This window comes from Veillonella sp. T34266-5 (assembly GCF_002959815.1).
Taxonomy (GTDB): Bacteria; Bacillota; Negativicutes; order Veillonellales; family Veillonellaceae; genus Veillonella; species Veillonella atypica.
In genome coordinates this window covers 1-11,227 of the sequence record NZ_PPCZ01000024.1, presented here as the reverse complement: position 1 = coordinate 11,227, position 11,227 = coordinate 1, and the positions used below count along the sequence as shown (strand labels likewise).

The window sequence follows — 11,227 nt, the reverse complement described above, 5'->3', positions numbered from 1 at the left end:
ATGTTAAAACCATTAGCTGACCGCGTTCTTATCCGTTTAGAAGCAAAAGAAGAAAAAACTAAAAGTGGTATCTTCCTTCCTGATACAGCAAAAGAAAAACCTCAAGAAGGTGTTGTTGTAGCAGTAGGTGCTGGTAAAGTATATGACAATGGTCAACGTGTAGCTCCAGAAGTTAAAGTTGGCGATACTGTTATGTTTGCAAAATACGCTGGTAGTGAATTAGAAATCGATGGCGCTACTCACTTGATTATTAGCGAACGCGATATTTTAGCAGTATTATAATAGCTTTCAAGGCTATATATGTTAATGATACATTCTATATTGCCTTAGGGCATATATTTCTTTACATTGGATAGTGTTACTATCTAGGAGGTAATACATATGGCAAAAGAAATCTTGTTTAATGAAGAAGCTCGTCGTGCATTAGGTCGTGGCGTTGATCAATTGGCAAATGCTGTAAAAGTTACATTAGGACCAAAAGGCCGTAATGTCGTATTGGATAAAAAATTCGGTTCCCCAACAATCACAAATGATGGTGTAACTATTGCTCGTGATATCGAACTTCCAGATCCATTTGAAAACATGGGCGCTCAATTGGTAAAAGAAGTTGCTACTAAAACTAACGACGTAGCAGGTGACGGTACTACTACTGCTACAGTATTGGCACAAGCTATGATCCAAGAAGGTATGCGCAACGTCGCAGCTGGTGCTAACCCAATGATCTTGAAAAAAGGCATTGAAACAGCAGTAAAAACTTTGGTTGAAGAAATCAAAAAACGCTCCATTAAAGTTTCTGGTAAATCTGAAATTGCTCAAGTAGCTAGCGTATCTGCTGCTGACGAAGAAATTGGTGGTTTGATTGCTGAAGCTATGGAAAAAGTAGGTAACGATGGCGTTATCACTGTAGAAGAATCCAAAGGCTTGCAAACTGCATTAAACGTAGTAGAAGGTATGCAATTTGACCGCGGTTACATTTCCCCATACATGGTAACTGATCCTGACCGTATGGAAGCTGTTATGGATAACCCATACATCTTGATTACTGACCGTAAAATCAGTGCTATCGCTGATATGTTGCCAACACTTGAAAAAGTGGTAAAAGTAGGTAAAGAACTTCTTATCATCGCTGAAGATGTAGAAGGTGAAGCATTGGCTACATTGGTAGTAAACCGTTTGCGTGGCACTTTCAAAGCAGTAGCTGTAAAAGCTCCTGGCTTCGGTGACCGTCGTAAAGCTATGCTTGAAGATATCGCTATTTTGACTGGTGGTACTGTAATTACTGAAGATATGGGCCGCAAACTTGATTCTGTAGAACTTACTGATCTTGGTACAGCTCGTCAAGTTCGCATCACTAAAGATGAAACTACAATCATCGATGGTGTAGGCGATAAAGACGTAATTGCTAAACGCGTTAGCCAAATCCGTGCACAAGTAGAAGAAACAACTTCTGAATTCGACCGTGAAAAATTACAAGAACGTCTTGCAAAATTATCTGGTGGTGTTGCAGTTATCGAAGTAGGCGCTGCTACAGAAGTTGAAATGAAAGATAAAAAACTTCGTATTGAAGACGCATTGAATGCAACTCGTGCTGCTGTTGAAGAAGGTATCGTAGCTGGTGGTGGTACTACATTTATCGATATCATCCCTGCATTGAACACATTGGAAGCTACTGGTGATGTTCAAACTGGTATTAACCTTGTAAAACGTGCAGTAGAAGAACCACTTCGTCAAATCGCTTACAATGCTGGTCTTGAAGGCTCCGTTGTAGTAGAAAAAGTTAAAAATACAGAAGCTGGCGTAGGTTTCAATGCTTTGACTGAAGAATATATCGATATGGTAAAGGCTGGTATCGTGGATCCTGCAAAAGTAACACGTTCTGCGCTTCAAAATGCTGCATCCATCGCTTCTCTTGTATTGACTACTGAAACAATCGTAGCTGATAAAGTAGAAGAAAATGCTGCTGCTCCTGCAATGCCTCCAATGGGTGGCATGGGTGGTATGATGTAATCAACTGCTTTAGCGATACATAGATAATATATTAAAATCCTAATGAATGTAGATTGCTACATTCATTAGGATTTTTTATTCTTCGAATGAGTCTTGATAAATTGATTTCATAAGCAATTTATGATATAATTCTATAGAATTTTATATAAGAGTCTTGGTTTGACAGACACTAGTATATAGCATATAATTTTTATATCTAAAAATATCTATATAATAAAGAGGTGTTACTATGTTGAACTTTTTATTTAAAAGTAAACCTGATTATATTAATTTTGGGCTTTTATTCTATCGCCTTGCATTAGGTATTTCTATGTTCTATCATGGATACTTAAAATATGTAAGTGGTGAACAAGGTCTTTATAAGGTAGGGGCCATGTTGTCCGCCTTAGGTGTACCAAGTGGCTTTGAGGTTATATTAGGTACCATCGCATCTTATGCAGAAATGGTCGGCGGTATTCTTCTTATTATAGGCCTGTTTACACGTATTGGCACGCTTCTAGTTGTAGGTACCTTGGCGGTAGCGACCATATTGAATCTTAACGGCAATTTCTTTAGTTGGGATTATCCATCGCAAATGGGCTTTGGTGCTATCATGCTGTTCTTTGCTGGTGCAGGCCGCTATAGTTTAGATAAGGCATTATTTAAATAATCAGTTAATTAGAAGACTCATCATAGATGAGTCTTTTACTATGTAGAGAGGTTATTATGAATCAAAAAACAGTTCCATTTACATCTGAACAATTAGAAGCAATTATTGCTAAATATCCGACTCCATTTCATATTTATGACGAAGAAGGTATCGTTAATAATATGAAAAGATTTATTTCCGCATTCTCTTGGAATAAGGGATTTAAACAATATTTTGCTGTGAAAGCTACTCCAAATCCATATATTATGCGTGTGTTACAAAAATTAGGAGTAGGTGCTGATTGCTCTTCTTTAGCTGAATTACTTCTTTGTGAAAAAGTAGGTATCACTGGACATGACATTATGTTCACATCCAATGACACACCTTATGTAGAGTATAAAAAGGCGTTAGATTTGGGGGCTATCATTAATTTAGATGATATTACTCATATTGAATACTTAGAAAAACATCACGGATCTCTACCAGATACATTCTGCGTACGTTATAATCCAGGTCCTTTGAAAGAAGGGGGCAATACGATTATCGGTCTTCCAGAGGAAGCAAAATACGGTATGACTCGTGAGCAAGTATTTGAGGCATATAAGCAATTACAAGCAAAGGGTGTAAAACATTTTGGTTTACATACTATGGTTGTATCTAATGAGCTTGATATTGATGGATTGGTGGGCACCGCTGAAATCTGCTTTAACCTAGCTGTAGAAATTAAAGAAAAATTAGGCATCGATGTTGAATTTATCGATCTTGGTGGTGGTGTAGGCGTAGCATATAAACCAGAACAAACGCCTGTTGACTTTGAAAAATTGGGCGAACGTGTTCATGAAGCTTATGATCGAATCATTAAAGGCAATGGTCTTAAGGATATTGCTTTGGCCTACGAATGTGGTCGTATGGTAACTGGTCCATTTGGATATCTTGTTTCCACAGCTATTCACAAAAAGGACATTTATCGTCATTACATCGGTTTAGATTCTTGCATGGCGAATTTAATGCGTCCAGCATTGTATGGTTCTTATCATCATATTACGGTAATGGGTAAAGAAAATGCTCCTAAAAATCATGTGTATGATGTAACTGGTTCCTTGTGTGAAAATAATGATAAATTCGCTATTCAACGAGAATTGCCAAAAATTGATATTGGTGACCGTATCATCATTCATGATGCAGGTGCACATGGTCATTCGATGGGCTTTAACTATAATGGCAAATTACGTTCTGCTGAATTGTTACTGCACAAAGATGGTTCTGTTACACAAATTCGTCGCGCTGAAACATACGATGATTTGTTTGGTACATTAGACTTCTCTAATTTATAATATTGAGAATTAACTAGAGTTGAGAACTACTATTAATAAACTATAAGATATACGAATATATAGGGTTTTTTTCTAATCCCTGTATATTTTAGTAGGAATATCTTGCTATCATTTAGATAAGAATGTATAATGAGTATAGATTGTTATGCACATACTTGCTAAAGTGGCGAGAGAATACGGCGGTATCACCCTTGTGCGTACCGCCGTTTTTCTATGTGACTATAAAGTTTTAATCATATAATCAGATTATCTGATACGAAGGAGTGAAATATTTTGGCTGAATTACTTCAGATTAAAGATTTGGAAGTGTCTGTAGAAGAGAAGAAAATTCTTAAAGGCATTAATTTAACAATAAATAAAGGTGAGATTCACGTCGTAATGGGTACGAATGGTGCAGGTAAATCCACATTGGCAAATGCTATTATGGGTAACCCATTGTACACAGTCGATAAAGGTTCTATCGTATTTGATGGCAAGGATATTACAAAAGATGCTGTAAATGATCGTGCAAAAGCAGGCATCTTTATGTCATTCCAAAGCCCAATTTCCGTTCCTGGTATTACTGTAGAAAACTTTATCCGTACTGCAAAATCTACAATTACAGGTGAAAATGTACGCGCGTTGGCTTTCAAAAAAGAATTGAAAGAAAAAATGGATGAATTGTCCTTTGACACATCCTATGCACAACGTTATGTAAACGAAGGTTTCTCCGGCGGGGAACGCAAGAAAAATGAAATTCTTCAAATGTCTATTTTAAATCCAAAATTGGCTATTCTTGACGAAACTGACTCTGGTCTTGACGTTGATGCTGTTCGCATTGTATCCGAAGGTGTTAATCGTTTCCACAATGAAGATAATGCAGTATTAATCATCACTCACCACAATCAAATTTTACAAAAATTAAAACCTGATTTTGTACATGTTTTGATCAACGGTAAAATCGTTAAGACTGGTGATGCTTCATTGGTTCGTGAAATTGAAGAAAAAGGTTACGACGCATACAAAGCATTAGCATAGGAGGCAACATGGAAGAAAGAAAGAAAACCCAAGTTGCGGATATGGACCGTGGTGTCTATGATATAAAGAATAATTTTGAGTATTCCTATATTGCTGATGCTGGGTTAACAGAAGATATTATCCGTGAAATTTGGTCTAATAAAAATGAACCGGAATGGATGCTTGACTTCCGTTTGAAATCCTTAGAGATTTACAATCGTATGGAAATTCCTAATTGGATTCCTGATATTTCTGGCTTAGATATGGAACATATTTACACATATGTAAAGCCTAAAGTAGATATGAAGGGCGATTGGAATGAAGTACCTGATGATATTAAGAGCACATTTGATCGCCTCGGTATTCCAGAAGCAGAAAAAACATCTCTTGCAGGTGTAGGTGCCCAATATGACTCCGAAGTCGTATATCACAGCATTCAAGAAGATCTTGTAAAACAAGGCGTAATTTATACTGATATCGAAACAGCTCTTCATGAACATGAAGAAATCGTAAAAAAATACTGGATGACATTGATTCCTCCTACCGATCATAAATGGGCAGCTCTTCATGGTGCCGTTTGGTCTGGCGGTTCCTTTGTATATGTTCCAGCAGGCGTGCAAGTGGATATTCCATTGCAATCCTATTTCCGTTTGAATGCACCAGGTGCTGGTCAGTTCGAACATACGATGATCATCGTAGAAGAAGGCGCGAAGGTGCACTTTATCGAAGGTTGCTCTGCTCCTAAATACGATGTATCCAATTTACATGCAGGCGCTGTTGAGTTGTTTGTTAAGGACAACGCTACATTGCGTTATTCTACAATTGAAAACTGGTCCAAGAATATGTACAACCTCAATACAAAACGTTGTGTTGTAGGTAAAGGCGGTACTATTGAATGGGTATCTGGTTCCTTTGGTTCTCACGTATCCTGTTTGTACCCAATGAGTATTCTTAATGGCGAAGGTGCTCATGCTGAGTTTACAGGCGTAACATTTGCTGGTGAAGGTCAATTCCTTGATACTGGTTGTAAGGTGGTTCACAATGCACCATATACGACAAGTAATGTAAACTCTAAATCTATCTCCAAATCCGGTGGCGCTGCTATTTATCGTGGCTTGTTGAAAATTGGTCCTAATGCAGAACATGCAAAAGCAACTGTATCCTGTGAATCCTTGATGTTGGATGAAATTTCTCAATCCGATACAATTCCAGCTATCATTGTAGAAAATGATAATGTCGATTTAGGTCATGAAGCTAAGATTGGCCGTATTTCTGATGAAGCTATTTTCTACCTTATGACGCGTGGTATTAGTGAAGAAGAAGCTCGCGCAATGCTTGTTCGTGGTTTCGTAGAACCAATTTCTAAAGAATTGCCATTGGAATATGCTGTTGAAATGAATAATCTAATCAATCTTGAATTAGAAGGTTCTATCGGTTAAGGAGGTACTATGAGCGAATTACTATTTAATGAACTTCCTAGACCTACCTTTAGATGGTTGCGTGTTAACCATACTCCAGCAAGTCTTTGGGGAGAATCAGACAAAACTACAGCTGTATTGGTAAAAGGTAATGATGCCATTATAAGCCCATTGCCAGCTGGTACAGCTTTGATGAATACAAACTATAAAGGTGCTAATGGTGAGGCTGTAGCTAAGCTTGTAAGCGAAGCTGAAGGCTATCGTATCCATGTGCCTGCTAAGGCAAAAGAAGTGGTAGGTATTCGCATTGATGCGAGCGCACGTATTGCCAGTCGTTTCCAATTTATCGTCGAAGAAGATGCGCAAGTAGAAGTACAATTCTTCTTAGATGGCGGTACAAAAGAGGCGACTAATATTCAATATCTTAATGAATACGATGTAAAATCTAATGCCAAGATTGTCGTTAAAAAAGTAAATCTTTTAGACGAAACTGTACAGCATATCGAACATCGCTATACAAAACTAGAGGATAATGCCGATGTGGAATACATCAATGTAGAAATTGGTGGCAAAGAAAACTTCCTAAACTATGAACATGATTTACAAGGTGAATCTAGTAAAATCGTTCACGATATTGCTTATTTAGGCAATAAGGAACAAAAATTTGATATTGCTATGCTCATGACACATGGTGGTAAAAAATCTTTTAGTGATATTCATACATTAGGTGCCTTAAGCGATACATCTAAAAAATCCTTCCGTGGTACATTGGATTTCCTTCGCGGTGCTGTTGCCTCTGAAGGTGCTGAAGAAGATACATGTTTATTGTTAGATCCTACTGTTAAATCTATTTCTCTACCATTGTTATTGTGTAAAGAAGATAATGTAGTAGGTAATCATGCAGCTAGTGCAGGACAAATTGATCAAAATAAATTGTTCTACCTCATGAGCCGTGGTTTTAGTGAAGTAGAAGCTAAACATATTATTGTAGAATCAATGATTCGACCAATCATCGATCGCATTGGTGATGACGTGATTGAAGAAGCTGCTTTGACTGCAGTACGAAATAAGATTTAAGAGGATTGACTATGAGACCTATTACAGAAGCATATAAGGATTTTCCTATTTTACATAAAGAACATAATGGTCATCGCCTTATCTACTTAGATAGTGGTGCAACGGCGCAAATTCCTCAAATGGTAATGGATCGCCTTACAGACCATATGCTTCATCACAATGGTAATCCACATCGCGGTTCTCATATCCTCGCTATTGAAGCGTCGGAAGCGTATGAAAATGCACGTGACCGCGTTGTTGAGTTTATCAATGCCCGTGAGCGAGAAGAGGTTGTCTTTACCCGTAATAGTACGGAATCGATGAATTTAATCGCTCATAGCTATGGCGCTAATTTTGTTGAAAAAGGCGATAAGATTGTCATTACTGTTGCAGAACATCATGCCAATCTTGTTACATGGCAATATGTTGCTGAGAAAACAGGTGCTATATTAGAGTATATGTACTTAGATGAATCGGGCCATTTGAAAGATGGTGAAATCAATAAGATTGATGAAAGTACTAAAATAGTGGCATTTGCCCATGTGAGCAATGTTCTTGGCATGGAATTTCCTGTGAAAGAATTGACTGAAAAAGCCCATTCTGTAGGGGCTATTGTGGTTCTTGATGGAGCTCAGTCTACACCTCATATGAAGGTAGATGTACAAGCCTTGGACTGTGATTTCTTTGTATTCTCTGGTCATAAAATGTGCGCTTCTCAAGGTATTGGTGTGCTCTATGGGAAACGAGAATTACTTGAAAAAATGCCACCGTTCTTACTCGGTGGTGATATGATTGAATATGTAAAAGAACAATCTACTACATTCAATGAATTACCATATAAATTCGAAGCTGGTACACCAAATGCTCATGGTGCTGTAACATTACATGCCGCTATTGATTATCTCGAATCTTTCGGCATGGATGCTATTGAGGCACATGAAGAAGAATTGGTATCCTATGTATTGCCTAAGATGCTTGAAATCCCTCATGTTCACGTATTGGGATCTCAAAACCCTCGTGAAAAACATGGCGTTATCGCTTTTACAATAGATGATGTACATCCTCATGATGTAGCGACTATCCTTGATTCTAAAGGTATCTGTGTACGCTCTGGACATCATTGTGCACAACCTTTGGGCGCATTCTTTCACGTAGCTGCATCTACACGCCTCAGCATGTATTTATATACGCGTAAAGAAGATTTAGATGCATTCTTAGAAGTATTAAAAACTGTTCGTTCGGTAATGGGCTTTAAAGATTAGGAGACATTCACATGGAAATGGATCAATTGTATACGGAACTTATTTTGGAACATAATCAAGATAAGCGTAATAAACGTGAGTTAAGTGAGTTTACTGCTTCCGAACATGGCCACAATCCAAGTTGTGGTGATGATTTGACGCTACAAATTGATGTACAAGATGGCATTATTAAAGATGCAGCTTACACAGGCTCTGGTTGTGCTATCAGCCAAGCTTCAGCATCCATGATGATTGATATTATCAAGGGTAAATCTGTAGAAGAAGCATTGCGTTTGGTAGAATTATTCTTGGGTATGATAAAAAAAGAGGTTACCGACGAATCTAAGCTTGAAGATTTGGAAGATGCTATGGCCTTACAAAATATTTCTAATATGCCTGCTCGTGTAAAATGTGCTGTATTAGCATGGCATACATTAAAAGAGGCTTTAAAGAAATAATTATGAATAAGACCATTATTTTTGACTTGGATGGAACCTTAACAGATTCAGAAGAAGGAATTTTGAAGAGTGTCACATATGCACTGGAATCCTTTGGATATGAAATTCCACCTCATGAAACATTGTTATTATTCTTAGGCCCTCCACTTGTAGATTCATTTCAAGAACACTGTGGCATGGCATTAGAAGAAGCAGAAAAAGTATATAAAAAGTTTGGTGAACGCTATGGTACCATTGGTAAATTCGAAAATCAATTGTATCCTAACATCATCGACCTATTGGACAAGGTTAAAAATGAGCATTATACTGTGGCTTTGGCTACAGCAAAGCCAGAAGTGTATGCACGCGAGATTTTAGATCATTTTTCTATTACACAATACTTTGATGTCATTGTAGGAGCCAATTACAAAGAAGGCTTGGTTCATAAGAAAGAGATTCTACAAAAGGCTATCGAATTGTGTGGTAATCCATTAACTGATGATACGGGACGTCGTCTCGTATACATGGTAGGGGATAGAAAATACGATGTTGAGTCAGGCAATGAATTAGGTTGTATATCTATAGGTGTTACCTATGGATATGGTACCGAAACAGAGCTAAACGATGCAAATGCAGAATATCTTTGCGATGATGTAGATGATATTGTTATGACCTTGGACTTAGAGGAAATGCTTGTTCGTAGATAAGACTATTAACGTTCATATTAAAAGGCTAGAGATTCGTCTCTAGCCTTTTTTACACAGTAAAAAGACGGGTTATAGGACAAAAAGTGTGTGTGACTAATCCCAATAAGTTGGAAAATCTGTAGACATATGTAGCTCATTCCAAACAGGAGCATCGCCCCATTGAGGGATTGAACGATCTATTTGGTAATAATCAGATAACCGTTTGTAGATAGCAGCAATCGATTCATCTGTAGGCATACAATTTAATATATCTGAAATAGAAAGCGGTCTTGGTGAGTGCATATAGCACCACCAATAGACCGCTTTTAGTCTTCTTTCAAGTGAAAGGCCCCTATGAGCCCGTAACATACTTCTTAGTTGAGCATTTACTCCACCTTCAATACGATTATTTGTTGTAGGTACTGTAATATCAATGCATTCCAAAAATGTAAATAAAGTTTGTTGCCTAATCAGGCGCCATAATGATGATTCAGCTTTAAGCAAACGCTCATGTGTAGAGCGTTTGTTTCCGAATTCATCAATCGTCATTTCTCGTAAAAAATCAGAATATGTCATTCGCCACGCTGAAAGCTCATTAATCCATATAAAGGCTTGATCCATTGTTTTCACGTTAAATAAAGCTTTGGCAAGACTATAAAGGTCCTTCCCAGCTAACGTTTTAGGTCTACTTGTCGTATATCGTCTAACCTGACAAAAAATGTGAAACAGGCATCTTTGGTGACTGCTATGAGGCCAAACTTTACGTAATGCTTTAGGCAAACCATTAGCACCATCAGACACAACGACTTTAGGTTCAGCAATCCGTTCCATTAAACACTGCCAAGCTCTAGCATGCTCATAACGGCAGACATACCATCCTAGAACATGAGTATCATTGCAACAAATCAACACACATAAATTCCTAGCTAAGTAAATTCCATCAAGATATACCACATCATGTACTTCTTCCACTTTTGGAGGCAATGGCCATATAGACCAAAACTTAGCGGTTTTACGCCTGAATGTACGACCTTTACCAGGCATATCAGCTTGAATATCGGTGCTGAATAACCAACTCAAGAATAGGTTTAACTCTTTACTTAAATTATTAATTTTAACGGTAAATGCCACCTTACAATGTTTACAAAACCAACGTTGAGAACCAGATTTTAAAACACCATGTTTAATACATTTTTCATTACAATCAGGACATTTTATTTGTCGCATAAACTCTTCCTCCATATTTGTTTATATATAGGAAGATATAACCTCATTTTAATCAGTAATTACAAGGGTTAATTGATGTTTTCACCCACACTTTTTGTCCACCCTCAAACTTCTCCAGAAAAAGATTAAACCCTTATAACACTAGTAAATATCTAGTGTTATAAGGGTTTTCACACACACTTTTTGTCCTATAAGCC

At 37.5% G+C, this 11,227-nt stretch carries 11 protein-coding genes; 10 read left to right on the top strand and 1 reads right to left on the bottom strand.

Annotated features, from left to right (window positions below; genetic code table 11):
- The 10 genes from groES to VIHSUH07_RS08005 all read left to right on the top strand — a co-directional run bounded on the left by groES (position 1) and on the right by VIHSUH07_RS08005 (position 9,824).
- Positions 1-282 (top strand): co-chaperone GroES, encoded by a 282-nt coding sequence (gene groES, locus VIHSUH07_RS08050; RefSeq protein ID WP_004696047.1) that lies wholly within the window; start codon positions 1-3, stop codon positions 280-282.
- 99 nt (positions 283-381) lie between these two features.
- Positions 382-2,007, top strand: a complete 1,626-nt coding sequence (groL, locus tag VIHSUH07_RS08045; protein WP_005378685.1) for a chaperonin GroEL — start codon at positions 382-384, stop codon at positions 2,005-2,007.
- A 229-nt stretch (positions 2,008-2,236) separates the two neighbouring features.
- A complete protein-coding gene (locus VIHSUH07_RS08040; protein WP_105084559.1) occupies positions 2,237-2,656 on the top strand; it encodes a DoxX family protein in 420 nt (139 codons plus the stop codon).
- A 56-nt stretch (positions 2,657-2,712) separates the two neighbouring features.
- Entirely contained in the window at positions 2,713-3,969 is a 1,257-nt protein-coding gene (locus tag VIHSUH07_RS08035) for a diaminopimelate decarboxylase family protein (RefSeq protein ID WP_105084558.1), read from the top strand.
- 273 nt (positions 3,970-4,242) lie between these two features.
- Positions 4,243-4,986, top strand: coding sequence for a Fe-S cluster assembly ATPase SufC (gene sufC / locus VIHSUH07_RS08030; RefSeq protein WP_105084557.1), 744 nt, complete (start codon positions 4,243-4,245; stop codon positions 4,984-4,986).
- A gap of 8 nt (positions 4,987-4,994) precedes the next feature.
- Positions 4,995-6,404 (top strand): Fe-S cluster assembly protein SufB, encoded by a 1,410-nt coding sequence (gene sufB / locus VIHSUH07_RS08025; protein ID WP_005379968.1) that lies wholly within the window; start codon positions 4,995-4,997, stop codon positions 6,402-6,404.
- Between the two features lie 9 nt (positions 6,405-6,413).
- Entirely contained in the window at positions 6,414-7,460 is a 1,047-nt protein-coding gene (locus VIHSUH07_RS08020; protein WP_105084556.1) for a SufB/SufD family protein, read from the top strand.
- An 11-nt stretch (positions 7,461-7,471) separates the two neighbouring features.
- Positions 7,472-8,701, top strand: a complete 1,230-nt coding sequence (locus VIHSUH07_RS08015) for a SufS family cysteine desulfurase (protein WP_105084555.1) — start codon at positions 7,472-7,474, stop codon at positions 8,699-8,701.
- An 11-nt stretch (positions 8,702-8,712) separates the two neighbouring features.
- Complete coding sequence (gene sufU / locus VIHSUH07_RS08010) at positions 8,713-9,138, top strand: Fe-S cluster assembly sulfur transfer protein SufU (RefSeq protein WP_005378700.1); 426 nt, start codon at positions 8,713-8,715, stop codon at positions 9,136-9,138.
- A 2-nt stretch (positions 9,139-9,140) separates the two neighbouring features.
- Positions 9,141-9,824 carry an HAD hydrolase-like protein gene (locus tag VIHSUH07_RS08005; protein ID WP_005378705.1) on the top strand — a complete coding sequence of 228 codons (684 nt, stop codon included), beginning with the start codon at positions 9,141-9,143 and terminating at the stop codon, positions 9,822-9,824.
- 93 nt (positions 9,825-9,917) lie between these two features.
- Here VIHSUH07_RS08005 and VIHSUH07_RS08000 read toward each other — a convergent pair whose 3' ends face one another.
- Positions 9,918-11,030: an IS256-like element ISVat1 family transposase gene (locus VIHSUH07_RS08000; protein WP_105084554.1), complete on the bottom strand. Its 1,113-nt coding sequence runs from the start codon at positions 11,028-11,030 to the stop codon at positions 9,918-9,920.
- Positions 11,031-11,227 lie beyond the last annotated feature (197 nt).